A 25,199-nucleotide genomic window follows, 5' to 3' on the forward strand; every position below is an offset into this window, starting at 1 on the left:
CCGTCAGGGTGCGAGGGCCTGCAGCAGGGAGTCCTGCATCCAAGTCAGCCAGTGATAAACATCCAGATGCGGCCCACGCGGATCATCGGGTTCGAGGTGATCCGGTGTCTCGGCATCGATTCCGAGTACCGTGCCCAATGCCAGCCGCACATCGGTCAGCGCGGTCAACCAGGCGTCGGCCTGCTCCGGCGTCAGCACGATCTTCCCGCCGTCGGTCGGCACCGTTTTCAGCACCACCGATCCGGCCGCCAATTTGGCATCGATGATCTCCGGCTCGTGCAAGCCGCGCAGTGCACTGTTGAGATCGGCGCGATCGGCATCGGGAGAGCCCGGTTCACTCCGGTGGAAATCCGGTAGCAGCCGGTGCAGCCGGGGATCATCGGGCGGGGTCGTATTGCCGCTACGCAACCCGGTGAGCTCGGCGAGCTCATCATCGGGCGCGGATTCGGCCCGCTCGGTCAGCAGGCCGGTAACGGCGCCGACCAGGGACCGCAGTACGCTCGCCTCACGCGTGTCCATTTCGGATCGCAACTTGAGGCCGCTCAGCGAGTTCTTCCGGCTCCACTTACGCACTGACGTCAGGGTAGTCGTACCGGTCAGTCGTCCCGCTGCATGGTCGCCCAGAGTCCTGCGGCGTGCAGCCTTCGCACGTCCTGTTCCATTTTGTCCCGCGAACCCGACGACACCACCGCCTTGCCCTCGTTGTGCACCTTGAGCATCAATTCGGTCGCCTTCGCTTTGCTGTAGCCGAACAGCTTCTGGAAGATGTAGGCGACGTAGTGCATGAGGTTGACCGGATCATCCCAGACGACCGTCACCCAGGGACGGTCCTCGGCCTCCAGGATCTCGGTGTATTCGACCGCCTCCGGAGTCGCCTGTGCCGCCGACAGTGTCGCGTTCACTTCGCACAAGGCCATAACACTCAGGGTACGACTCGACTCCGGATACACAACACCCGCGCACCAGGAATCGACAGACGCCCCGGCCACACCGATCTATCATGCCCGCCACAGCTGTCTACAGTGGCTTGCGTGGACATGCGCAGCACCGCACTGCTGACCGATCAGTACGAACTGACCATGCTCGCGGCCGCCCTCGGCGACGGCTCGGCGCACCGCCGCTGCTCCTTCGAGGTGTTTGCAAGGCGCTTGCCGAACGGTCGCCGCTACGGCGTTGTCGCGGGCACCGGCCGACTGGTCGACGCGCTGGCGCATTTTCGTTTCGAGGAATCGGAGCTCGCGATCGCGGCCGGTTTCCTGGACTCGAAGACCATCGATTGGCTGCGCGACTACCGCTTCACCGGCGATATCGACGGCTATCCGGAGGGCGAGCTGTATTTCCCAGGCTCCCCGATTCTTTCGGTGCGCGGCAGCTTCGCCGAATGCGTCCTGTTGGAGACCCTCGCCCTGTCGATCCTCAATCACGACAGCGCGATCGCCTCGGCCGCCGCCCGCATGGTGAGCGCGGCCGACGGTCGCCGGATGATCGAAATGGGCTCACGCCGCACTCACGAACTCGCCGCGCCGTCCTGCTCGCGCGCCGCATATCTGGCCGGCTTCGACGCCACCTCGAATCTGGAAGCCGTGCGCCGCTTCGGCGTGCCTGGGGCGGGCACCAGCGCGCATGCGTTCACCCTGCTGCACATGGGGATGGCAGTCGGCGGAGCCGACGGGGCGGGTAAATACAGCGCCGCGGACGGTGCGCACGAGGCGGCCGCGTTCCGCGGCCAGATCGAGGCGCTCGGCATCGGCACCACACTGCTGGTCGATACCTTCGACATCACCCAGGGGGTGGCGACCGCAATCGAGATCGCCGGACCCGAATTGGGCGGCGTGCGTATCGATTCCGGTGATCTCGGCGTACTGGCGAGGCAGGTGCGCGAGCAACTCGACGGGCTCGGCGCGACCAAGACCCGCATCGTGGTCTCCGGCGATCTGGACGAGTACGCGATCGCCGCACTGCGCGCCGAACCGGTGGACGCCTATGGGGTCGGGACGTCGCTGGTCACCGGGTCCGGGGCGGCTACCGCCGGAATGGTCTACAAGCTGGTCGAGGTGGACGGGCTGCCGGTTGCGAAACGCAGCAGCCACAAGGAGTCGCGCGGCGGCACCAAGAAGGCGATTCGACTGTCCCGCCGGACCGGCACCCTGGTCGAGGAGATCGTCTACCCGGCCGCCGGAAACCAGCCCGCCGCAAACGGATTCGAGGTTCGCGAGCTGCTGGCACCACTGGTGCGCGATGGCGAACCGGTCGATGGGCTGCCCACCCTCGCCGACAGTCGCAAGTTGGTGGCGCGCGGGTTGATCAGCCTGCCGTGGGAGGGCCTGAAACTGTCGGCTGGGGAACCTGCGATTCCGACGACATTTGTGAATTGACCCGAGCTGCGGCGTTGCGTCGGTTCACCCATTCCACGACGGCGCAGGCGACCAGCACGATCAGGACGCCCCTGAGCACCAGCCGCACCCAGTCGACGACCTCGTCGGGTCGGTTGCCGAGCAGAAAGTCGACGGCGAGGTAGGCCACATAGCCGATGAAGAATGCGATCGAAATTCTGACGGTGCTGCTCACCTGGACCTCCGAGTGTGTTCGTAGCCCGCCCGATCGATCAGGCGGCACAATGTAATCCACAGACAGGTGCCGAGTGTTTACATCCTCGGTTCTCAGATCGTGGGAAGGTGAGGTCGACATGAACCGAGCGTTGATCATCGTCGACGTGCAGAACGATTTCTGCGAGGGCGGATCGCTGGCCGTCACCGGCGGGGCCACGGTCGCCCGGCGCATCACCGGCTACCTGAACTCCGCGCATTACAGTGCGGTCGTCGCCACCCGCGACTACCACATCGATCCCGGCGGCCATTTCTCCGAACATCCCGATTATGTGGACACCTGGCCGCCGCACTGCCGAGTCGGCACTTCCGGCGCGGATTTCCACCCCGCCCTGAATACCGAGCAGATCCAGGAGATCTTCTCCAAAGGCCAATACTCCGCCGCCTATTCGGGTTTCGAAGGCGCCACCGAGGACGGCACCGGCCTCGCGGACTGGTTGCGCGAGCGCGCCATCGATGAACTCGACATCGTCGGCATCGCCACCGACCACTGCGTCCGCGCGACCGCACTGGACGCCCGCATCGAAGGTTTCGACACCAGGGTGCTGCTGGATTTCACCGCCGGCGTCGCACCCGACACGACCGCCGCCGCACTGGACCACATGCGCACGGCCGGAGTCGACATCGAGGGTTCGGTCGTTCACTGACCCGGACCGCCTGCCCCGACCTGCCGCAGGACACGCCGGGTTCACATGTGGAAGGTGCGCGAAGCAGGCCGAGTATCCGATCGGGCGGTGATCGGTTGTCGGTCCCGAGCAGTAGGCTCGTCGCGTGCCCGAACTGCCGCCCGTCCCCGAGCTTTTGGCCACCGCTGTGCGCGCGCTCGGCGGGAAGGAGCGCGTCGGGCAGGTGACGATGGCGGCGGCGGTGGATCACGCCATCGACACCAAGGAACACCTCGCGGTGCAGGCGGGCACGGGTACCGGAAAGTCGCTGGCGTATCTGGTGCCGAGCCTGCGTCACGCGGTGCGCACCGGCCGGACCGTGGTGGTGTCGACCGCGACGATCGCGCTGCAGCGTCAGCTCGTCGACCGGGATCTGCCGCGACTGGCCGAGGCGCTGAACAAACCGCTGGGCCGGGCGGCGAAATTCGCGATCCTCAAGGGGCGCAATAACTATCTGTGCCTGAACAAGATCAATAGCGTCATCCCCGACGAGCCCGCGGAAGCGGAGCTGTTCGACGCATTCGCCATCTCGCGGTTGGGCCGCGAGGTGCAGCGACTCAACGAATGGGCCTCGAATACCGAAACCGGCGACCGGGACGAGCTTGCCCCCGGTGTCACCGATCGGGCCTGGCGTCAGGTCAGCGTGTCGTCGCGGGAATGCCTCGGCAAGTCGCGCTGCCCGTTCGGCCAGGACTGCTTCGCCGAACTGGCCAGGGCGGAATCGGCGCAGGCCGATGTCGTGGTGACCAATCACGCCCTGCTCGCCATCGATGCGATCAGCGGCATCCAGGTGCTGCCCGAACACGATGTGGTCGTGATCGATGAGGCGCACGAATTGGTCGATCGGGTCACCGGCGTCGCCACCGCCGAACTGGCCGCATCGGCGATCAGCGCCGCGGCTCGGCGCTGCGCCAAACTCATCGACCAGCAGGAGGTCGACCGGCTCGAGGAGGCCGCAGAGGCCTGGCACACGGTGCTCGACGAACTGCCCGCCGCCCGCTGGGACGCACTGCCCGACGGCATCGCGCCGGTGCTCGCACTGGTCCGTGATGCCGCCTGGAATGCCCGCACCGCGCTCGCGCCACAGGGCGGCACCAACGCACAGGGCGATCCGGAAAGCGCCGCCGCCCGCACCCAGGCGCTGGCCGCCATCGACGAAGTGCACGACAGCGCGGTACGCGCCTTGACCGCATTCGACGAATCCGATCCGGCGAAGCGTCACGATGTCATCTGGCTCGCCGCCGACGAGATCCGCGGCGTCACCCGGCGCGCGCTGCGAATGGCGCCGCTGTCGGTGGGCGCACTACTGCGCAGCAGACTTTTCGGCACCGCCACCGTCGTGCTGACCTCGGCCACTCTGCAGATCGGCGGCTCCTTCGACGGACTCGCCATCACCTGGGGTCTGCCCGCACAATCGGCCAACCGGAGCGATACCGCAACTGCCAACGGCGCGCAGGCGCCCTCGGACACGGAGACTGTGCGCTGGAGTTCGCTCGACGTCGGCTCGCCGTTCGACCATGCCAAGTCCGGCATCCTGTACGTCGCGAAGCATCTGCCCGCGCCCGGCCGAGACGGTCTGGCACCGGCCTACCTCGACGAAATCGAGCGGCTCATCGGCGCTGCGGGCGGGCGCACGCTCGGGCTGTTCTCCTCGATGCGCGCCGCACGCACGGCCACCGACGCGCTGCGCGAGCGGCTGAATACGCCCGTTTTGTGTCAAGGGGACGACGCAACCGGCGCGCTGGTGCGGAAGTTCGCCGACGACCCCGAGACGTCCCTGTTCGGCACGCTATCGCTGTGGCAGGGCGTCGATGTGCCTGGTCCGTCGCTGAGTCTGGTGATCCTGGATCGGATCCCGTTCCCGCGCCCCGACGATCCGCTGCTGACCGCGCGACAGCGGGCCGTCGAGTCACGCGGCGGCAACGGCTTCATGACCGTTGCGGCCAATCACGCCGCGCTGCTGCTGGCCCAGGGCACCGGCAGGCTCCTGCGTAGCGTCGATGACCGGGGTGTCGTGGCGATCCTGGATTCTCGTTTGGCGACCGCACGCTATGGCGGCTATCTACGGGCCTCACTGCCGCCGTACTGGGAGACCTCGGATCCCGATGTCGTCGCCAAAGCGCTGCGTCGACTCACCGCCGCAAGCGCCTGAGCTGGTGAAACTGTGAGACCACTCACAAAGCATTCCAACATTTCCAGACAGAAGTAAATTGAGAACCCGGTACTTCGGTGGAACCCCAATTCCACACCGGATGTATCGGCGAGTCCCCGCGCCAAGCCCTGCACGCGGCGTGGGGACACCACAAATCCCTGTCACCGCCGGTCCACCCGTGAGACCGTTTCCCAATGACGCACCAGCCAGATATCGACACTCTCGGCGAATTCTTGATCAGCGCAAGATCTTTGGCCGAATATCGTGCGATCTTCGCACTCACCGAAGCCGACCTCAGCGGACGCATACTCGACTGCCCTGGCGGCGCGGCAAGTTTCACCGTGGAGGCGAGTGAACTCGGGGCCACGGTCATCGCGGCGGATCCGATCTATGCTCAACCCGCGGAGCAACTGCGGACCCTCGCCGTCTCCGAAACCGATCGCGGAAACATTTGGGCAACTGCACATCTGGATCGATATCAGTGGGACTTCTACGGCGATCCGCAACAGCACCGAGCGATACGCCTGGCCGCGGCGACCCGCTTCGGCGCCGATATCACCGCTCATCGCGATCGGTACGTCGCGGCGCTGCTGCCGTCGCTTCCCTTCCCTGACAACAGTTTCGATCTGGTCCTGAGCTCACATCTGCTCTTCACCTACGCCGACCGCCTCGATCCGGATTTCCATCTGGCTTCCCTGCTCGAACTCTCGCGAGCATCCGCAGGCGAGACACGCCTGTATCCACTGGTCGATCACACCGGCGCACGCCAAGACGACTTGGTCGCACATCTGCGAAAAGAACTGCACGACAAGGGAATCCGTTCATCGCTCCGGGAAACCACCTACGAGTTCCACCGCGGGGCGACCACGGTTCTGGTCCTGCACTCGAATCGCCACGAAGCGTGAAAACGACAGATCACAGCGTCCACTTGAGGATCAACGTGACGACGGCCGCGATCACGGCCAGCACGATCGCCGCCACGCCCCAGACAAACCCCTGACGCTGCCACGGGCGCCCGTGGTCGAGAGAGAACTTGCCGGGACCGGTGAATGCGACGACCGCGCCGACGGTGGCGAACAGCAAGGGCATTTCATAGCCCTTACCGGTCAGCAGGCCGCCACCCCAGGTGGCATTGATCGCATTGATCATGGTGCCGAGCACGATGGCCGAGGCCAGCGGCGTCAGCAGGCCGAGCAGCAGGAGGATGCCGCCGGTGAATTCGCTGAGTCCGGCAAGGGTGCCGAACAGTTTTCCGGGGTTGTAGCCCATGGAATCGAAGGTGGCGGCGTTGCCGCGCCAACCAGGGCCACTGAACCAGCCGAACAGTTTCTGTGAGCCGTGCGCCGCGAGCAGGCCGCCGAAGACGACGCGCAGCACCAAGAGGCCGATATGGGCGGCGGAGTTGTCGAGAGTCGCGCCGCTCGGATGGGTGGGGCGTTCGAATGTGCCGTTGGAAGTCATGCTGGTCCTCATCCGCGCATCGGTATGAACAGTGGCTCTTTAGCCTCGGCAATGAATCGGACTGCGGTCCGATTATCCCACAGTTCAGCCCGACCGCGCGATAGGCGAGACCTACTCCGCCCCGAGACCCACTCCGCGAGGAAGAAGAAGTATCCGAGGTACATCACCATCAGGGCCCACATCGCCGGATGCACCTCTTTGGCGCGTCCCTTCGCGACCATGACGATCGGATAGAACAGCATGCCCATCGCCAGTCCATTGGCGATCGATTAGGTCAGCGGCATCATGACGACGGTGATGAAGGCCGGAATCGAGTACTCCAGCCGATTCCAATCGATCTCGCCGAGCGCGCGGGCCATCAGCACGCCGACCACGATCAACGCGGGTGCGGTGATGGCCGCCGAACCGGCGACCACCGCGAAGATCGGATAGCAGAAACCCGCCCCATCAGCAGGTATAGGTTTTCGTGAGTAGCGTCACGGTGTCTTTCCTGGGGCCGACCGGACCGTTGCCCCGGGGCCCGAATGGCCCGGTCCAACTCAGCTCCGAGTAGGTCCCGGATTCGACCTCAGCCGTTCGGGGCGATTACCAAGCCCAGTTCGGCGTCGCTGGCGAGTAGTTCGTTGTGCGGCAGGACCCGGACCGTGTAACCGACGGCGCCGGACAGGGGGACCGGGGTTTCGACGGTGAAAAGGTCTACACCGGATTCGGATCCGGTGTGGGTCATCGGGAAGGTGGTGGTGTCGGAGAGGTCGTCGGTCGGTGAGACGCGGCCGAGTACCGCCTGCACCGTGACGTCGGCGGGGGTGAGGCCGCCGAGGTCGATGCGGGCGGAGAGCGAGAGTTCGGCGCCGATGATCGGAGTGTCGGGCAGGCCCGCGCTGTCGACCTGGATGATCTTGACCGAGGGCCAGGCGGCGTCGACTCGGCGGCGATACTCCGAAACCGCTCGGGCACCGGCGAATTCGTCGGCGCCGGCGCGTTTTCCGGCGGATGCGGCGGGGGCGTAGTACTCGACGGCGTAGTCGCGAACCATGCGGGAGGCCAGCACCTTCGGGCCGAGCGTTTGCAGGGTGTGGCGCACCATCTCGACCCAGCGCACCGGCATATCGGAGCCGTCGCGGTCGTAGAACCGCGGTGCGACGGTGCGTTCGAATAGGTCGTAGAGGGCGGCGGCCTCGAGGTCGTCGCGGCGGTGCTCATCGGAGACACCGTCGGCGGTCGGTATGGCCCAACCGTTTTCGCCGTCGTACATCTCATCCCACCAGCCGTCGCGGATGGAGAGGTTCAGCCCGCCGTTGAGCGCGGACTTCATACCGGAGGTCCCGCAAGCCTCCAGCGGACGCAGCGGATTGTTCAGCCAGACATCGCAACCCCAGTAGAGGTAGCGGGCCATCGACATGTCGTAATCGGGCAGGAAGACGATCCGATGCCGCACTTCCGGTTCGTCGGCGAACCGAACGACCTGCTGGATCAGCGCCTTGCCGCCATCGTCGGCGGGATGACTCTTACCCGCGACGACCAGTTGCATCGGCCGATCAGGATTCAGCAGCAGCGCACGCAAGCGCTGCGGATCGCGCAGCATCAGGGTCAGCCGCTTGTAGGTCGGCACCCGGCGCGCGAAACCGACGGTCAACACATTCGGATCGAAAACGCTATCGACCCATCCCAATTCAGCCGAAGCGGCACCACGTTCCAACCAGGACGCGCGAACCCGTCGGCGCACCTCGGCAACGAGGATGGCGCGCAAGGCATTCCGAGTCGCCCACAATTCACCCAGGTCGAAATCGCGCAGCTTCTCCCAGCCACGCGCCTCCTCGACCAGTTCGGGACCGATGTGCTCGCGTGCCTTGTCGAACCATTCGCGCGCCGCCCAGGTCGGGGCGTGCACACCATTGGTGACCGAACCGATCGGCACCTCGGTCGCGTCGAAACCGGACCACAGAGGCGCGAACATGGCGCGGCTCACCTCGCCGTGCAGTTTGGAAACACCATTGGCGCGCTGGGCGAGTCGCAAGCCCATATGCGCCATATTGAATACCGACGGATCGGCTTCGCGACCGAGCGCGACGATCCGGTCGACGGAAAGTCCTGGCAGCATGGCGGATTCGGATTCCCCGTGGCCACCGCCGAAGTACCTGCGCACCAACGGCATCGGGAAGCGGTCGATACCGGCGGGCACCGGCGTGTGCGTGGTGAACACGGTAGCGGCCCGCACCGCAGTCAGCGCGGTGTCGAAATCCAGCCCGGCCGAGACGAATTCACGGATCCGCTCGACGCCGAGGAATCCGGCGTGCCCCTCGTTCATATGGAACACATCGGGATCCGGCACACCAGCGGCGCGCGTATAGGCGCGCACCGCCCGCACGCCACCGATACCAGCCAGGATCTCCTGCTTGATCCGATGGTCCTGATCACCGCCGTAGAGCCGGTCGGTGACCGCGCGCAGTTCCGGATCGTTCTCGGCGATATCGGAATCCAGCAGCAGCAATGGCACCCGCCCGACCTGTGCGATCCACACCCGCGCCCGCAGCACCCGCTGATCGGGCATGGCCACGTGGATCAACACCGGCGAACCTTCGGTAGTAAGCAGCCGCAACGGCAGCCCCTGCGGATCCAGCGCCGGATAGTGCTCGGACTGCCAGCCGTCCGCGGTCAGCGACTGCCGGAAGTAACCGGAGCGGTAGAGCAATCCGACGCCGATCAGCGGCAGTCCCAGATCCGATGCGGACTTCAGATGATCACCGGCGAGAATCCCGAGGCCGCCCGAATAGTTCGGCAGGACCTCGGTGACGCCGAACTCCATCGAGAAATAGGCGATGCCACGCACCGGCTCATCGGTCTGTCGCTGGAACCAGCCCGGCCGCGTCAGATAGTCGCGCAGATCCGCGGCGGCGGCATCCACTCGCCCGACATAGTCCGCATCGGCGGCGAGCTCGTCCAGCCGCGCCGCGGGCACCTCGCCCAGCATGCGCACCGGATCGTGACCGAGGTCGCGCCACAGCACGGGATCGAGCTCCGCGAACAGATCCTGGGTAGCCCAATGCCACGACCAGCGTAGATTCGTGGAAAGTTCGCCCAGGGCCGCCAAACGCTCGGGCAGATGGGCACGGACGGTGAAACGACGGAGTGCCTTCACCAACCGAACCCTACCCAATGCCGCAGCACCTGGCGTCTCCAGCCGGGTCACGCCACTGGACCGATGACCAGACTGCTGCCCACCGGCCGCACCCTGGGTTCGGCGTTCCGCGCCTCGCTGGTCTCGATCGCAGCGAATCCGAAGGCGGCCGTTTTCGGCCCGACGATCCTGCCGCGGTTCCTGCCGTCGAGCGGTCCGGTGCTGCCGACCGTGCTGATCCTGGCCGGTATCCAGCTGGTCATCGATACCGCCTGGTGCATCGGCATCGTGCCGGCGGCGGACCGCGCGGGGACCTGGCTGCGGCGAGCCGGAATCCGGCAGCGGGTGGAGTGCGCGCTCGGCTCGATCTTGGTCGTGCTCGGTCTCGGTCTGGCGGCCGACGCACGCTGATCCAGTCCAACCGACCCGCACCCGGTAGGTTGGTCGACGTGACCGGCCGCATCGCCATCGATGACACCGCCCCTTCGATCCCCGGCGGTCGTTCGGCCAAGGCCGCGGTCGGCGAGGTGTTTCCGGTGCGCACCGTGGTCTGGCGCGAGGGGCACGACGCCGTCTCCGCCACGCTCGCGGTGCGCGGCCCCGGCTCGACGCGGATCACCCGCATCCGCATGACGCCGGACCACGAGCCGGATGTCTTCAATGCCACCTTCGTACCGAACCTGCCCGGCACGTGGACCTACCGCATCGAGGGCTGGAGCGATCCGATCGCCACCTGGCGGGCGGCGGTAGAGGCCAAGCTCGCCGTCGGACAGAGCGCCGCCGACCTCGCCAATGACCTGGAGCTCGGCGCCCGGCTGTTCGAGCGGGCCGCGCAGGCCGTGCCCAAGAAGCAGTTCGAGCGCTTGCGCGCCGCCGCGACGGCATTGCGCGCCGACGATCAGCTGCCCGCCCGGGTCGCCCCCGCCTTCAGCGCGGAGGTCGCGGAGATCCTGCGCGATACGCCATTGCGGGACATGGTCACTCGCGGCCCGCAGCACTCGGTACTGGCGGAACGTCAACGCGCACTGTACGGCTCGTGGTACGAATTCTTCCCACGATCGACCGGTGGCGTCGATGCCGCGGGCAACCCGATCCACGGCAATTTCGCCACCGCCGCAAAGGAATTGCCGCGCATCGCGGGCATGGGCTTCGATGTGGTCTATCTGCCGCCCATCCACCCGGTCGGCGAGATCAACCGCAAGGGCCGCAATAACTCGCTCGCCGCCGAACCCGGTGACGTCGGCTCCCCGTGGGCGATCGGGTCGAAGGATGGCGGGCACGATGCGATCCATCCCGCACTCGGCACCACCGCCGACTTCGCCGAATTCGTCACCACCGCAACCGGACTCGGCCTCGAAGTCGCGCTCGACCTGGCGCTGCAGTGCGCACCGGATCATCCGTGGGTCGCCGCGCACCCGGAGTGGTTCACCACGCTCCCGGACGGCACCATCGCCTACGCCGAGAATCCACCGAAGAAGTATCAGGACATCTACCCGGTCAACTTCGACAACGATCCGGACGGACTGTACGCGGAGGTGCTGCGTGTAGTCCGGCACTGGATCGGCTTGGGCGTCAAGATTTTCCGCGTCGACAACCCGCACACCAAGCCCGCCGATTTCTGGGAATGGCTGATCGCGACCGTGCGACGCACCGATCCGGAGGTGATCTTCCTCTCCGAGGCCTTCACCCGACCTGCCCGGCTCTACGGTCTGGCCCGCCGCGGATTCAGCCAGTCCTATACCTATTTCACTTGGCGTGTCGCGAAATGGGAGCTGACCGAATTCGGCAACGAACTGGCCGCCAAGGCCGACGAGGCCAGACCGAACCTGTTCGTCAACACCCCCGACATCCTGCACGAAAGTCTGCAGCAGGGTGGGCCCGGCATGTTCGCCATCCGCGCGGTGCTGGCCGCGACCATGGCCCCCACCTGGGGTGTCTACTCCGGATTCGAACTCTTCGAGCATCAGGCGGCGCGCCCGGGCAGCGAGGAATATCTGGATTCGGAGAAGTACGAGCTGCGCCCGCGCCCGTTCGCCGAGGCACTCGCGCGTGGAGAATCATTGGAGCCGTGGATCACTCGTCTCAACGAGATCCGGCGCGCGCATCCGGCGCTGCAGCAATTGCGCTGCATCCACTTCCATCACGTCGACAACGACGCACTGCTGGCCTATTCGAAGGTCGATCCGGTCAGCGGTGACGCGGTGCTGGTCGTGGTGAATCTGAACCCCTATGCGGCCGAATGGGGCATGATCTCGCTCGACCTGCCCGCCATCGGCCGCGAATGGCACGACCATCCGGTGGTGTTCGACGAGGTCAGCGGCGAGGAATACCATTGGGCGCAGACCAATTACGTGCGGCTGGATCCGGCCCGCGCGGTCGCCCACGTTCTCACGCTGCCCGCCGTATCGCAGCAGGCACGCGCGGAACTGGCGTTCCGGAGGACATTTCGATGAAGCGTCGCGATCTGATGTTGCTCGCGGCGGGCACCCATACCGATCCACATACCGTGCTCGGCGCGCACCCGCATCCAGACGGCACGATCGTGCGAGTGCTGCGACCGCATGCCGATACCGTGTTCGCCCGGGTCGGCGGCGTCGACCATCCACTGAAGTCGTTGGGGCACGGCATCTTCGCCGGCGTCGTACCGCATCCCGACCTGATGGACTACCGCATCGTCACCAATTACCAAGGCGGACAGACGATCATCAGCGCGGACGGATACCGCTTCCTGCCCACCGTGGGCGAGCTGGACCTGCATCTCATCGGCGAGGGCCGCCACGAACACCTGTGGGGTGTACTCGGCGCGCACCCGCGTCACTACACCACTCTCGACGGCGAGGTGGACGGGACCTCGTTCGCCGTCTGGGCACCGAATGCCCGAGGTGTCACCGTGATCGGGGATTTCGACGGGTGGAGCGGGAATACGGCACCGATGCGTTCGCTCGGGTCTTCCGGGGTTTGGGAGGTCTTCGTACCCGGGGTCGGTGACGGCACCAAATACAAGTTCCGGGTGCACGGCGCGGACGGACGCACCGTGGATCACGCCGATCCGCTGGCGTTCGCGACGGAGCTGCCGCCCGCGACGGCATCCGTGGTCACCGAAAGCACATACGTGTGGTCCGACGGTGACTGGGTTTCCACCCGCGAACGCACCGACCCCACTCGCGCGCCGATGAGCGTCTACGAAGTGCACCTGGGCTCCTGGCGTCCCGGCCTCGGCTACCGCGAATTGGCAGATCAGCTCGCCGATTACGTGCACGCGGCCGGATTCACCCATATCGAACTGCTGCCGATCGCGGAGCACCCGTTCGGCGGCTCATGGGGTTACCAGGTCACGTCCTACTACGCACCCACCGCCCGCTTCGGCTCCCCCGACGATTTCCGCGCCTTCGTCGATCGCATGCACGCCGCGGGCATCGGCGTACTGCTCGACTGGGTGCCCGCGCACTTCCCCCGCGACGAATGGGCTCTCGCGCGCTTCGACGGCACCGCGCTCTACGAGCACGCCGACCCGCGCCGCGGCGAGCAACTCGACTGGGGCACCTACATTTTCGACTTCGGCCGCAACGAGGTGCGCAACTTCCTGGTCGCCAATGCGCGGTACTGGATCGAAGAATTCCATATCGACGGACTGCGCGTCGACGCGGTCGCCTCCATGCTGTACCTGGATTACTCACGCGCCGAAGGTGCATGGGAACCCAATGTGCACGGCGGCCGGGAGAACCTGGAGGCCGTCGACTTCCTGCAGGACCTCAATGAAACCGTGCACCGCCACCATCCCGGCGTCGTCACCATCGCCGAGGAATCCACCACTTGGCCCGGTGTCACCCGCGGCGCCGATGTCGGCGGCCTCGGCTTCACCATGAAGTGGAATATGGGCTGGATGCACGACACCCTGGGCTATTTGGGGCGCGATCCGATCCACCGCTCCTGGCACCACAACGAGATCACCTTCTCGCTGGTGTACGCGTGGAGCGAGAACTATGTGCTGCCCATCAGCCACGACGAGGTCGTACACGGCAAGGGCACCCTCTGGACCAGGATGCCCGGCGACGATTTCTCCAGGGCGGCGGGCGTGCGCGCACTGCTGGCCTACATGTGGTCGCATCCCGGTAAGCAATTGCTGTTCATGGGCCAGGATTTCGGCCAGTTCCGGGAATGGTCACACGACCGCGGCCTGGACTGGCACGAACTGGAAAATCCACTGCACCAGGGCATTACGGCCGCCGTCCGGGATCTGAACGCGGTCTACCGCGCCCATCCCGCGCTGTGGAGTCAGGACACTACCCCCGGCGGCTACTCCTGGGTCCAGGCCGACGATCGCGAAAACAATGTGATCGCCTTCCTGCGCTACGGCTCCGATGGTTCGGTGATCGCCTGCGTTTTCAATTTCTCCGGCTCGGTGCACGGCGAATACCGCGTCGGCCTGCCGAGCGCAGGCACCTGGCGCGAAATCCTCAATACCGACGCCGACGAATACGGTGGCTCCGGCATCGGAAACCTGGGCGGTGTCAAGGCAACCGATGAGCCATGGCACGGACGACCGGCTTCGGCCACCGTGGCGCTGGCCCCAAACACCGCGATCTGGCTTGTGCCAGAGTCATAACCCACCACACAGGTGGATCGAGCCACCCCGCAACGCTCAGCCCGGCTCGGACCCTAGTAGCGCCGATCTGGAATACCGCGATCTGGCTTGTGCCGAAGACTTTGAGCCACAACACGCTAGGTCGAGCAGGCCACCCGCGTGAGTCGCCCAGGCAAGGCCGCAGCGCTGAGCCCGGCCTTCGGCCACCACAGCGCTAGCGATCCAGCCCGCACCAGAGTCATTGGCCACCACAACAGGTAGGGCGAGCCGCAAGCCACCCGCAGCGCCCAGCTGCACCAGTCCCGCAGCGCTCGGCGCTCAGTGCTTGGCCGATGACCGCCACGGCAATCGACCGCACTGCGGTGATCGGCCGATACGGCCCGATCGCATCGGCGCAGGCTATCCGCCGATGCGTGCGCGCAGCAGCAGCCGGGGTCAGTACAGCGCAGCAGCCAGCTTGCGGCGGGCAGCAACCACGAACGGCTCTGCCGGGTCGAACAATTCGAAGAGTTCGAGCAGTCGAGTGCGCGCCTTGGTGCGATCATCGCCGGCCGTCTTCTTGATCACGGCGATCAACCGGTCGAACGAGGCATCCGGCTGCTGGCTCAGCATTTCCACATCGGCGGCGTCCAGCGCCGCGTCGACATTGGCCGGATCGGCATCGGCGGTGGCGATCGCGGAATCCGAAACGGCCTGCGCACGGGACAGGAAGCGCACCTGACGCAGTGCGTTCTTTGCTTCCTCATTACTCGGCTCCGCGGCGATGATGGCCTCATAGGCCGCTTCAGCGCCGGCCATGTCGCCGCGCTCGAGCGCGGCCTCGGCGGCGGTGAAACGCGGGTCCTCTACGGCCTGGGGCTGCTCACCGCCCTCGAGCTGCCCGCCGACCGCCTCGACGACAGCGCTCAACCACTGCCGGACCTGCGGCTCCGGCTGAGCGCCCTCGAAATCCGCGAGCGGGCGGCCACCGGCCACCGCGATCACGGTCGGAATGCCCTTCACACCGAAGGCCTGCGCGATCCGCATATTGGCCTCGGCCTCGACCGTCGCCAGATCCCACGCGCCCGCGGCCTCCTGGACAAGCCGCTCCAGCGTTCGGACCAGCTCGACGCTGCCCGGGCTGCGCTGCGAATACAGCGCGACGACCACCGGCACCTGGGTGGACCGGCGCAGCACCTTCGTTTCGAAATCCGCCTCCGAGACGGCGTAGTCGCCGCCGCCTCCCGCACCCGACGCACCGGCCGGGGGCTGCTTCAGGCTGGACAGATCCACCGCACCTGACATGGCGGCGGCGACGGCTGGCGAAGGGCGGCGGGCGGCGGGTCGAGTCACGCTTTCCAGTTTGTCACGGCGTGACCGAGGCCGGGACTCCGGAGTCGGCGGAAGTCACCTCGCTCAGCTCACCGAGCTTGCCCGCGCGCACCGCCCACAGCTCGAAGAGGACAGTGAAGAACGGCGGAATGCTCGACAGCAACGCGAGCACCGTGGTCTTCGTGTTCCAGGCCAGCTCGCGTGCCGCGAGGATCGCGGTGATAACGAAAAGGACGAAGATGATGCCGTGCGTCATCCCGAACACCTTGACCGGCCACAGCACCGGTTCGGGGAGGCGCTTGAACACCATGCCGACGATCAGGAAAACCCAGGAGATCGCCTCCAGCACAGCGATGAAGCGGAACCGCTTGGCCACGGTGCTCAAGTCGAAGAAATTGCCCATGGCCACCATTGTGCCGGACTGCTACGACGGGTCGTAGTTGAACCGGTCACACCTGAACTCCGCCGCCCCGGTATCTCCGGGGCGGCGGAACCGAGAATTACACCTTGATGATCAGCGCATCGCCCTGACCGCCGCCACCGCACAGCGCCGCCGCGCCGATACCGCCCCCGCGCCGCTTCAGCTCCAGCGCCAGATGCAGCAGGATGCGTGCACCCGACATGCCGAGCGGGTGACCGATGGCGATCGCGCCACCGTTGACGTTCACCTTCTCCGGATCGATGCCGAGCTTGCGGGTGGATGCGATGCCGACCGCCGCGAACGCCTCGTTGATCTCGACCAGATCCAGCTCTGCGGGCGAAATGCCTTCGCGCGCACAGGCCTTGGCGATCGCATTGGCGGGCTGATCCTGCAGCGTCGAATCCGGACCGGCCACCACGCCCGCGGCGCCGATCTCGGCGATCCAGCTCAGCCCGAGCGACTGTGCCTTCTCCTCGCTCATCACGACCACCGCGGCCGCACCGTCGGAGATCTGCGAGGCGGTGCCCGCGGTGATGCTGCCGTCCTTGCGGAAGGCCGGGCGCAGCTTGGCCAGCGATTCGACGGTGGTCTCCGCGCGAATGCCCTCGTCGGTGCTCACCACGATCGGATCGCCCTTGCGCTGCGGCACCGACACCGGGACCACCTCGTCATCGAAGACGCCGTTCTTCCACGCTGCCGCCGCCCGCTGATGCGAGGCCGCCGCGAACGCGTCCTGATCCTCGCGGCTGACCGGCTCGGCGTCGTTGCGCTGTTCGGTCAGCGCGCCCATCGGCTGGTCGGTGAAGATGTCGTGCAGACCGTCGTAGGCCATGCTGTCGCGCAACGTCACATCGCCGTATTTGTAACCCTCCCTGCTCTTTTCGAGCAGATGCGGGGCCTGGCTCATGGATTCCTGACCGCCCGCGACGACGATCTCGTACTCGCCTGCACGAATCAGCTGATCCGCGAGCGCGATCGCGTTGATGCCGGACAGGCACACCTTGTTCACCGTCAGCGTGGGGACGTCCATCGGGATGCCCGCGGCGACCGCCGCCTGCCGGGCCGGGATCTGCCCCGCACCCGCGGTGAGCACCTGGCCCATGATCACGTAGTCGACCTGCTCCGGCGCGACGCCGCTCTTCTCCAGCGCCGCCTTGATGGCGAAACCGCCCAGGTCGGAACCGGTGAAATCCTTCAGACCCCCGAGCAGCCGACCGACCGGGGTACGCGCACCGGAAACGATCACGGTTGTGGTCACGACGAGCCTCGCATTCATTGATCGAACAGCGTCGCGCACCGAGCACCCGCGACGTCAACCTCTGTAACCCACGGTAGCTTGTCCTGCTCGAACACCCTTACCAGGTTCGCGCTACGTTCGAAGGGTGAGCAACGTTATCGACCCGTCGAACTTCATCCCCGGCGACTACGTCATCGCCGTCGACCACGTGGGCATCGCGGTACCCGACCTGGATGCCGCAATTGCCTGGTATGCCGACAATCTCGGCATGATCGAGACCCATCGGGAGGTGAACGAGGCCCAAGGTGTGCACGAGGCGATGCTGTCATTGCCCGGCGCACCGGACGGCGCGACTGCCCTGCAGTTGCTGGCGCCACTCAACGCGGACTCCACCATCGCCAAGTTCATCGACCGCAGCGGACCAGGCCTGCAGCAACTCGCCTATCGAGTTACCGATATCGAGGCCGCCTCCATGTATCTTCGTGATCGAGGTCTGCGTTTGCTGTACGACACCCCGCGTCACGGAACCGCCGATTCCCGCATCAATTTCATTCACCCGAAGGATGCTGGCGGTGTGCTGATCGAGTTGGTCGAACCGAGCGCGAATGTTACGCACTAGTATCAAGATCGGGCCTGAAAAACTCGTCCGCATCACATTCGCGGTCGAGTCACCATGATGTGCAAGTAGGCTGTAGTTTGTGTGCCATGTCGTCACCTGAGTCCGATCGCAATCGCTTCGTTGCACTGCCCTTCACCGTTGTGCGCAAGGGTTATGCGCAAGACGAGGTACGCAACTACTTCGACCGTTTCGATGCCGAGTTAAGGGTCACCGCCACAGATCGGGATGCCGCTGCGGCGCAAGCCCGTAACCTCGCCAGCCAGCTGGAGGACGCGCGGGACGAGATCGACGAGCTCCGTAAGGAAGTCGATCGCCTTTCGGTTCCGCCGACCACTGCGGAAGGCATGTCCGACCGCATCTCTCGGATGCTGCGCCTGGCTTCCGACGAGGCGTCCGAGGTCCGCGCGCTCGCGCAGGCCGAGGCGGCGGAAATGGTGTCGATCGCCGAGCAGCAGGCCACCGAAATGCGTGGCAAGTACGAATCGTTGCTCGCCGAGACCAAGGAGAAGCGCGAGGCGCTCGAAATCGAATTCGAGCAGACCCTGGCGAATGCGCGTACCGAGTCTGCCAAGATCATCGAGGCCGCTCAGGCCGAGGCCGACCGCCTCGGCAAGGAAGCCGATGCCAAGCGCAAGGCGACCCAGCAGGACTTCGAGGCCACCATGGCGGAGCGTCGCACCAAGCTCACCCGCGCGATGGAGGAGCTCGAGGCCACCAGCCGCGCCGAGGCCGCTCAGCGGATCAAGGACGCGACCGACGAGTCCAACCGCCTCATCACCTCCGCCACGCAGACCTCCGAGCGCAAGATCGCGCACGCCAAGGAACTCGCCGAGGAGATGCGCGTGCTGCGCGGCCGGGTGCTCGCCCAGCTGCTCGGTATCCGCGGCCAGCTCGACTCGGTGCCCGCCATGCTCGCGGCCGTCAACCGGGAAAGCGAACTGCTGGACGGGGTTCCGGATCAGCGCAAGTCCATCGGCGGTGGCACCAAGTCGGTCACCGGCGGTTCGCGCGCCAAGGCCATCCCCGAGGTCTCGGCCGAGGAAGACGACATCGACGAGCGCGAGAACGCCGAAATCACCAACTGACGACGGCGGGCTGAGCGGCGACAAACGCAACACCCCAACCGAATTCACACCAAGGCCGCCCCACACCGGGGCGGCCTTCCTGATGTCCCGAGTAAGCGGACACCGCTTCGCTACAAGACAGACACCACCACAACGACATTCCGTCCACCGAGGCACCCAGCGCCGCTGGAAAATTCAGGTTTGCGGCCATGACCCGCTCCCCCAAGGAGATCCACAGACCCACCGGAATCCCCCGCCGTCCGACGACGGGTGCCGTGTCCAAGCCCTGACTCGGACACGCACCGTTTGTCGTAGCCGCACACCGTCTACGCGGAGTCCGCAGTGGCAACGCGGGTGCGCTGTGGGTTGCTCTGGGGCACAGGGGGATTCAGGACCAGCGGCGGGTGATCCGGCGAGTGCGGCGGCCGTTCCAGCAGCCGCGGTGCCAGTGTCTGCGGTCGTCTTCGCCGTCGTCGACCGCCCAGGCGACGATATGGGCTACGCCGGGCGGGATTTCGTGATCGCAGCCCGGGCAGCGATAGGTTTTGACGGCCCGGCTACCTGGGATGGCTCGCACAATGTACATATCGTCGCTGTCCGGCCCGGCCTCCCGCCTGCCGAAGACATCGCCGATCGGCGGGTTGCCCTCCTGCGAGCGGCCCACCTGGCGTTCCGTCCGCGGTTTCCGTCGGGGCATCCCATAAGCCTAGGTCGTGACCTACTTCACGCAGCGCCCGCCGCCCTTCCCTTCCCACACACCACCCACGCCGCGCACGTCGAATCCATGCGCACGCGCGAGCCGACGAACAGGCCGCAAATCCATGCCCAGCCCCGCCCCCCAGTACTAGAAGAGGCGGAACTAGAAGAGGCGGAATTCGTTGCTCTCGGTGCCGCGTAGAGCGTCGTAATCGAGGGTCAGACAGCGGATGCCGCGGTCCTCGGCGAGGGTGCGGGCTTGGGGCTTGATCTGTTGGGCGGCGAAGACGCCGGCGACAGGTGCGAGGAGTGGGTCCCGGTTCAGGAGTTCGAGGTAGCGGGTGAGTTGTTCGACACCGTCGATTTCACCGCGGCGCTTGATCTCGACGGCCACGGTTGCACCGTCGGCATCACGGCACAGCAGGTCGACCGGGCCGATGGCGGTCATGTACTCACGGCGGATCAGTGTGTAGCCGGGGCCCAGGGTCTGCACGTGTTCGGCGAGCAGCTCCTGGAGATGGGCCTCCACACCGTCTTTCACCAGACCGGGGTCCACACCCAGCTCGTGCGCGGAGTCATGCTCGATGCCCTCGATGGTGATGCGCAGTTCCTCACCGGCTCTATTGGTAACCACCCAGAAGGCCTTCGCTCCCTCGGGCACCGCATCACCGTCACGCTCCTCCAACCAGCACGGCGGGCTCATCCAGTTCAGCGGCTTATACGAGCCGCCGTCGGAATGCACGAGGACCGATCCGTCCGCTTTGATCAGCAACAATCGGCGGGCCATCGCGAGATGGGCGGTGAGTCGCCCTACGTAGTCGACCTGACAGCGAGCAATCACTAGGCGCACCCAAGCACTGTAGGTGAGCGCCCGGCCCGACCCGGCGTCACCCCTGCTGCGTCGGCTGTCAGCCCATGAGCAGAATTGCCGCGAGGAACGCGCTCACGGCGAGCAGACCGGATTCGATCCGGGTGAGTCGGCGGGTAGATGCCGCGTTTGCGCGCAGCATGCCGAAGCCGACCCCAGTTCCGATACAGAAGGCAAGCAGGTGACCGACATTGGTGAAGGTCTGTTCGATCAGCACGCCCTCGGCCGCAACGATAAACCACACCGTCGACCAAGCGATTCGCCAGCGATGCGGAATGGCGACCACAATCGCCCCGACCAACGCCATGGCGCCGTAACTCACGCCGACGTCCTGCGCCCAGCGGATGCTCGCGGGCAACCAATCGGCCTCGATCGCGATCCACAGACCGACCGCGACAAGGAGGGTGGCACCGATATGCCCAGCCAGGAATACCCGCACCATGTGGACCGCGCCGAAGCGCAGTTCGGCTAGCGCGAGCAGACAACCGAGCAAGGGAATCAGCACCCACGCGGCACTGACATCACCGATCACCAGTGCGCTCGAGAGCACGGTGCCGACTCGGCCATTCAGCAGATTGTGCAGATTCGTGCTCGCGTGCAGCACCACCCGTGCCTGCGAGGTCTCACTCATCGCGGAGAAGACAGCGGTGACAGCGACAAGGGCCGCCACGTATCCGAACGTCGCCGGGAGCCTCAACTGCCACCAGCGCAAGCGAAGTGGTCTGAGGGGTTCGACCGGCGCGCGGTCGGCGGTTGTCGTCGCTGCGACCATCAACACCTCCATGCGCATCGACCGCTCCTATCGAGCATGCCGACGCTGATTACTACTTACTGTCACTCTCCATGATGAACGCCGGAGCGCCGCATAGGGTGACTGTTCCCTGTGAGATTGCTACGAAACCTCGTGGCATACAGCACACAAAGAAGATATGAAAGCAAAAAGGCCCCCAAACTGGTGTTGGGGGCCTTTCGCAATGATGTTCCGGCGGTGTCCTACTCTCCCACACCCTGTCGAGTGCAGTACCATCGGCGCTGGTGGGCTTAGCTTCCGGGTTCGGAATGGGACCGGGCGTTTCCCCACCGCTATAGCCGCCGTAACTCTATGAAACTATCCACACCCACAACACCCTCGAGAACACACGATCCTCGGGATACCAGCGGGTGTTTGTGTGTTGTTTCAGATACCGCACAGTGGACGCGTAGCTTCTTCGTTGGTAAGTCCTCGGCCTATTAGTACCAGTCACCTCCACCCGTTACCGGGCTTCCAGTTCTGGCCTATCAACCCCATGGTCTGTAGGGGGCCTTAACCACTCGAAGGTGGTGAGAAACCTCATCTTGGAACAGGCTTCCCGCTTAGATGCTTTCAGCGGTTATCCCTCCCGAACGTAGCTAACCAGCAGTGCCCTTGGCAGGACAACTGGCACACCAGAGGTTCGTCCGTCCCGGTCCTCTCGTACTAGGGACAGCCTTCCTCAAGTTTCTGACGCGCGCGGCGGATAGAGACCGAACTGTCTCACGACGTTCTAAACCCAGCTCGCGTGCCGCTTTAATGGGCGAACAGCCCAACCCTTGGGACCTACTCCAGCCCCAGGATGCGACGAGCCGACATCGAGGTGCCAAACCATCCCGTCGATATGGACTCTTGGGGAAGATCAGCCTGTTATCCCCGGGGTACCTTTTATCCGTTGAGCGACACCGCTTCCACTTGCCGGTGCCGGATCACTAGTCCCGACTTTCGTCCCTGCTCGAGCTGTCACTCTCACAGTCAAGCTCCCTTGTGCACTTGCACTCGACACCTGATTGCCAACCAGGCTGAGGGAACCTTTGGGCGCCTCCGTTACATTTTAGGAGGCAACCGCCCCAGTTAAACTACCCACCAGGCACTGTCCCTGAACCAGATCATGGCCCGAGGTTAGAAGTCCAATACGATCAGAGTGGTATTTCAACGACGACTCCACAAACACTGGCGTGCCCGCTTCACAGTCTCCCACCTATCCTACACAAACCGCACCGAACACCAATACCAAGCTATAGTGAAGGTCCCGGGGTCTTTTCGTCCTGCCGCGCGTAACGAGCATCTTTACTCGTAATGCAATTTCGCCGAGTCTGTGGTTGAGACAGCAGAGAAGTCGTTACGCCATTCGTGCAGGTCGGAACTTACCCGACAAGGAATTTCGCTACCTTAGGATGGTTATAGTTACCACCGCCGTTTACCGGGGCTTAAATTCTCAGCTTCGCCCTTTACAGGCTAACCGGTCCTCTTAACCTTCCGGCACCGGGCAGGCGTCAGTCCGTATACATCGTCTTACGACTTCGCACGGACCTGTGTTTTTAGTAAACAGTCGCTTCTCTCTGGTCTCTGCGACCACCCCCAGCTCAGGCTGCAAGAACCATCACCAGACGTGGTCCCCCTTCTCCCGAAGTTACGGGGGCATTTTGCCGAGTTCCTTAACCACAGTTCTCTCGATCGCCTCAGTATTCTCTACCTGACCACCTGTGTCGGTTTGGGGTACGGGCCGTGCACCAACTCACTAGAGGCTTTTCTCGGCAGCATAGGATCACTGAATTCACCTCAATCGGCTACGCATCACCTCTCAGGCACAAGAGACACGGATTTGCCTATGCCTCGCCCTACAGGCTTACACCAGTACAACCACTGACTGGCCCAGCTACCTTCCTGCGTCACCCCATCGCTTGACTACTACAGCAAGGGTCGTATGCAGCCACTTCCGGCTCCCCGAAGGAAGTCCATCCGCTTTTGGATACTTAGCACCACTGATTCGCCACTGGGCGCGGATACACGGGTACGGGAATATCAACCCGTTGTCCATCGACTACGCCTGTCGGCCTCGCCTTAGGTCCCGACTCACCCTGGGCGGATTAACCTGGCCCAGGAACCCTTGGTCATTCGGCGGACGAGTTTCTCACTCGTCTTTCGCTACTCATGCCTGCATTCTCACTCCCACAGCCTCCACAACTAGCTCACACTGCTGCTTCCATGGCTGCAGGACGCTCCCCTACCCATCCACACCACTACACCACAAACCGTAATCTGTGGCGGATGTATTGTGTGAATGCCGCGGCTTCGGCGGTGTACTTGAGCCCCGCTACATTGTCGGCGCAGAATCACTTGACCAGTGAGCTATTACGCACTCTTTCAAGGATGGCTGCTTCTAAGCCAACCTCCTGGTTGTCTTCGCGACTCCACATCCTTTTCCACTTAGTACACGCTTAGGGGCCTTAGCCGGCGATCTGGGCTGTTTCCCTCTCGACTACGAAGCTTATCCCCCGCAGTCTCACTGCCACGCTCTCACACACCGGCATTCGGAGTTTGGCTGATTTCGGTAAGCTTGTAGGCCCCCTAGACCATCCAGTAGCTCTACCTCCGGCGTGAAACACGTGACGCTGCACCTAAATGCATTTCGGGGAGAACCAGCTATCACGGAGTTTGATTGGCCTTTCACCCCTACCCACAACTCATCCCCTCAGTTTTCAACCTAAGTGGGTTCGGGCCTCCACGACGTCTTACCGTCGCTTCACCCTGGCCATGGGTAGATCACTCCGCTTCGGGTCTAGAACACGCGACTGAAACGCCCTCTTCGGACTCGCTTTCGCTACGGCTACCCCACACGGGTTAACCTCGCCACATGCCACTAACTCGCAGGCTCATTCTTCAAAAGGCACGCCATCACCCACCACAACAAGTTGTGCGCAGGCCCTGACGGATTGTAAGCGCACGGTTTCAGGTACTATTTCACTCCCCTCCCGGGGTACTTTTCACCTTTCCCTCACGGTACTAGTCCGCTATCGGTCACCAGGGAGTATTCAGGCTTACCGGGTGGTCCCGGCAGATTCACAGCAGATTTCACGGGCCCGCTGCTACTCGGGCACCCACTACAACAGAGCACGCGTTTTCACCTACCGGGCTATCACCGTCTACGGCGGGCCGTTCCAGACCACTTCAACTAACACGCACTTTTCTGACTGTCGCTCGACTCGGCAGAATCGAGAAAGTGAGCCCCACAACCCCAGAAACACAACCCCTGCCGGGTATCACATGCCCCTGGTTTAGCCTCATCCGCTTTCGCTCGCCACTACTCACGGAATCACAATTGTTTTCTCTTCCTGCGGGTACTGAGATGTTTCACTTCCCCACGTTCCCTCCACACACCCTATATATTCAGATGCGGGTAACACGACATCACTCGTGCTGGGTTTCCCCATTCGGAAATCCTCGGATCTCAGCTCGGTTGACAGCTCCCCGAGGCATATCGCAGCCTCCAACGTCCTTCATCGGCTCCTGGTGCCAAGGCATCCACCGTACGCTCTTAAACACTTACAAACAAAGATGCTCGCGTCCACTGTGCAGTTCTCAAACAACACACAAGATCGAAAC

21 protein-coding genes and 2 rRNA genes are annotated in these 25,199 nt (G+C 64.5%); 9 read left to right on the forward strand and 14 right to left on the reverse strand.

The features are described 5' to 3' along the window. Positions 1 to 3 precede the first annotated feature (3 nt). Positions 4 to 573: a DUF2017 domain-containing protein gene (locus tag ACQPXH_RS27930; RefSeq protein WP_433599449.1), complete on the reverse strand. Its 570-nt coding sequence runs from the start codon at positions 571 to 573 to the stop codon at positions 4 to 6. 23 nt (positions 574 to 596) lie between these two features. Continuing rightward, positions 597 to 917: an ATP-dependent Clp protease adapter ClpS gene (clpS, locus tag ACQPXH_RS27935; RefSeq protein ID WP_040687186.1), complete on the reverse strand. Its 321-nt coding sequence runs from the start codon at positions 915 to 917 to the stop codon at positions 597 to 599. Positions 918 to 1,037: 120 nt separating this feature from the next. On the opposite strand from clpS, the gene ACQPXH_RS27940 reads away from it, so the two are divergent. The 4 genes from ACQPXH_RS27940 (at position 1,038) to ACQPXH_RS27955 (ending at position 6,328) form a co-directional block, all read left to right on the forward strand. Beyond that, positions 1,038 to 2,375 (forward strand): nicotinate phosphoribosyltransferase, encoded by a 1,338-nt coding sequence (locus ACQPXH_RS27940; RefSeq protein ID WP_433603600.1) that lies wholly within the window; start codon positions 1,038 to 1,040, stop codon positions 2,373 to 2,375. Positions 2,376 to 2,686: 311 nt separating this feature from the next. After that, positions 2,687 to 3,253 (forward strand): nicotinamidase, encoded by a 567-nt coding sequence (locus ACQPXH_RS27945; RefSeq protein WP_433599450.1) that lies wholly within the window; start codon positions 2,687 to 2,689, stop codon positions 3,251 to 3,253. Between the two features lie 124 nt (positions 3,254 to 3,377). Further along, on the forward strand, positions 3,378 to 5,423 hold the full coding sequence (locus ACQPXH_RS27950) for an ATP-dependent DNA helicase (RefSeq protein ID WP_433599451.1): 2,046 nt from the start codon (positions 3,378 to 3,380) through the stop codon (positions 5,421 to 5,423). 194 nt (positions 5,424 to 5,617) lie between these two features. Next, the gene (locus ACQPXH_RS27955; RefSeq protein WP_433599452.1) at positions 5,618 to 6,328 is read left to right on the forward strand and encodes a methyltransferase domain-containing protein; all 711 of its coding nucleotides are present in this window, start codon (positions 5,618 to 5,620) and stop codon (positions 6,326 to 6,328) included. Positions 6,329 to 6,338: 10 nt separating this feature from the next. Here ACQPXH_RS27955 and ACQPXH_RS27960 read toward each other — a convergent pair whose 3' ends face one another. The 4 genes from ACQPXH_RS27960 to glgP form a co-directional block, all read right to left on the reverse strand. After that, positions 6,339 to 6,884, reverse strand: a complete 546-nt coding sequence (locus ACQPXH_RS27960; RefSeq protein WP_433599453.1) for a DoxX family protein — start codon at positions 6,882 to 6,884, stop codon at positions 6,339 to 6,341. Between the two features lie 8 nt (positions 6,885 to 6,892). Then, on the reverse strand, positions 6,893 to 7,132 hold the full coding sequence (locus ACQPXH_RS27965; protein WP_433599454.1) for a hypothetical protein: 240 nt from the start codon (positions 7,130 to 7,132) through the stop codon (positions 6,893 to 6,895). A gap of 21 nt (positions 7,133 to 7,153) precedes the next feature. Further along, the gene (locus ACQPXH_RS27970) at positions 7,154 to 7,300 is read right to left on the reverse strand and encodes a hypothetical protein (protein ID WP_433599455.1); all 147 of its coding nucleotides are present in this window, start codon (positions 7,298 to 7,300) and stop codon (positions 7,154 to 7,156) included. Between the two features lie 152 nt (positions 7,301 to 7,452). After that, positions 7,453 to 10,023 (reverse strand): alpha-glucan family phosphorylase, encoded by a 2,571-nt coding sequence (gene glgP / locus ACQPXH_RS27975; protein ID WP_433599456.1) that lies wholly within the window; start codon positions 10,021 to 10,023, stop codon positions 7,453 to 7,455. A gap of 63 nt (positions 10,024 to 10,086) precedes the next feature. On the opposite strand from glgP, the gene ACQPXH_RS27980 reads away from it, so the two are divergent. From ACQPXH_RS27980 to glgB, 3 genes are read left to right on the forward strand one after another with little or no spacing between them, the layout of a single operon-like run. Continuing rightward, positions 10,087 to 10,413: a LysE family translocator gene (locus tag ACQPXH_RS27980; protein WP_433599457.1), complete on the forward strand. Its 327-nt coding sequence runs from the start codon at positions 10,087 to 10,089 to the stop codon at positions 10,411 to 10,413. A gap of 38 nt (positions 10,414 to 10,451) precedes the next feature. Then, positions 10,452 to 12,455 carry a maltotransferase domain-containing protein gene (locus ACQPXH_RS27985; RefSeq protein ID WP_433599458.1) on the forward strand — a complete coding sequence of 668 codons (2,004 nt, stop codon included), beginning with the start codon at positions 10,452 to 10,454 and terminating at the stop codon, positions 12,453 to 12,455. Beyond that, entirely contained in the window at positions 12,452 to 14,608 is a 2,157-nt protein-coding gene (gene glgB / locus ACQPXH_RS27990; RefSeq protein WP_433599459.1) for a 1,4-alpha-glucan branching protein GlgB, read from the forward strand. The genes ACQPXH_RS27985 and glgB overlap by 4 nt, the downstream gene beginning before the upstream one ends. Before the next feature lie 414 nt (positions 14,609 to 15,022). Here the strand turns inward: glgB and ACQPXH_RS27995 are convergent, their stop codons facing one another. The 3 genes from ACQPXH_RS27995 to ACQPXH_RS28005 form a co-directional block, all read right to left on the reverse strand. Then, entirely contained in the window at positions 15,023 to 15,871 is an 849-nt protein-coding gene (locus ACQPXH_RS27995; RefSeq protein ID WP_433603601.1) for a tetratricopeptide repeat protein, read from the reverse strand. Positions 15,872 to 15,932: 61 nt separating this feature from the next. Further along, positions 15,933 to 16,301: a DUF3817 domain-containing protein gene (locus ACQPXH_RS28000; RefSeq protein WP_433599460.1), complete on the reverse strand. Its 369-nt coding sequence runs from the start codon at positions 16,299 to 16,301 to the stop codon at positions 15,933 to 15,935. A gap of 97 nt (positions 16,302 to 16,398) precedes the next feature. Next, complete coding sequence (locus tag ACQPXH_RS28005; protein ID WP_433599461.1) at positions 16,399 to 17,577, reverse strand: acetyl-CoA C-acetyltransferase; 1,179 nt, start codon at positions 17,575 to 17,577, stop codon at positions 16,399 to 16,401. Positions 17,578 to 17,701: 124 nt separating this feature from the next. Here ACQPXH_RS28005 and mce point away from each other — a divergent pair, with 124 nt between their 5' ends. Further along, complete coding sequence (mce, locus tag ACQPXH_RS28010) at positions 17,702 to 18,175, forward strand: methylmalonyl-CoA epimerase (protein WP_433599462.1); 474 nt, start codon at positions 17,702 to 17,704, stop codon at positions 18,173 to 18,175. 86 nt (positions 18,176 to 18,261) lie between these two features. After that, on the forward strand, positions 18,262 to 19,260 hold the full coding sequence (locus tag ACQPXH_RS28015) for a hypothetical protein (RefSeq protein ID WP_433599463.1): 999 nt from the start codon (positions 18,262 to 18,264) through the stop codon (positions 19,258 to 19,260). Between the two features lie 367 nt (positions 19,261 to 19,627). Here ACQPXH_RS28015 and ACQPXH_RS28020 read toward each other — a convergent pair whose 3' ends face one another. From ACQPXH_RS28020 to ACQPXH_RS28040, 5 genes are all read right to left on the reverse strand, one after another. Further along, positions 19,628 to 19,936 (reverse strand): ATP/GTP-binding protein, encoded by a 309-nt coding sequence (locus ACQPXH_RS28020; RefSeq protein WP_433599464.1) that lies wholly within the window; start codon positions 19,934 to 19,936, stop codon positions 19,628 to 19,630. 162 nt (positions 19,937 to 20,098) lie between these two features. Further along, complete coding sequence (gene nucS / locus ACQPXH_RS28025; protein WP_433599465.1) at positions 20,099 to 20,785, reverse strand: endonuclease NucS; 687 nt, start codon at positions 20,783 to 20,785, stop codon at positions 20,099 to 20,101. Between the two features lie 58 nt (positions 20,786 to 20,843). After that, entirely contained in the window at positions 20,844 to 21,593 is a 750-nt protein-coding gene (locus ACQPXH_RS28030) for a rhomboid-like protein (protein ID WP_433599466.1), read from the reverse strand. A gap of 190 nt (positions 21,594 to 21,783) precedes the next feature. Continuing rightward, positions 21,784 to 21,900: ribosomal RNA gene (gene rrf, locus ACQPXH_RS28035) — 5S ribosomal RNA — on the reverse strand. A 113-nt stretch (positions 21,901 to 22,013) separates the two neighbouring features. Continuing rightward, positions 22,014 to 25,145 (reverse strand): 23S ribosomal RNA (locus tag ACQPXH_RS28040). Positions 25,146 to 25,199: the final 54 nt, after the last annotated feature.

Origin of the sequence: Nocardia sp. CA-135953 (assembly GCF_050955735.1) — a bacterium.
Taxonomy (GTDB): Bacteria; Actinomycetota; Actinomycetes; order Mycobacteriales; family Mycobacteriaceae; genus Nocardia.